1 rRNA gene is annotated in these 542 nt (G+C 55.7%); it reads right to left on the bottom strand.

The features are described from left to right. A 23S ribosomal RNA gene (locus ACFOYY_RS42475) occupies positions 1-542 on the bottom strand; the annotation flags it as partial.

Below are 542 nucleotides of genomic sequence, written 5' to 3' on the forward strand. Positions count from 1 at the left end.
ATTATCGGCGCGGAATCACTTGACCAGTGAGCTATTACGCACTCTTTCAAGGGTGGCTGCTTCTAAGCCAACCTCCTGGTTGTCACTGCGACTCCACATCCTTTCCCACTTAGCACACGCTTAGGGGCCTTAGTCGGTGATCTGGGCTGTTTCCCTCTCGACTACGGAGCTTATCCCCCGCAGTCTCACTGCCACGCTCTCACTTACCGGCATTCGGAGTTTGGCTGACGTCAGTAACCCGGTAAGGCCCATCAGCCATCCAGTGCTCTACCTCCGGCAAGAAACACGCAACGCTGCACCTAAATGCATTTCGGGGAGAACCAGCTATCACGGAGTTTGATTGGCCTTTCACCCCTAAACACAGGTCATCCCCCAGGTTTTCAACCCTGGTGGGTTCGGTCCTCCACGCAGTCTTACCCACGCTTCAACCTGCCCATGCCTAGATCACTCCGCTTCGGGTCTACAGCATGCGACTCAAACGCCCTATTCAGACTCGCTTTCGCTACGGCTCCCCCACACGGGTTAACCTCGCCACACACCAT

This window comes from Streptosporangium jomthongense (assembly GCF_042650425.1).
Taxonomy (GTDB): Bacteria; Actinomycetota; Actinomycetes; order Streptosporangiales; family Streptosporangiaceae; genus Streptosporangium.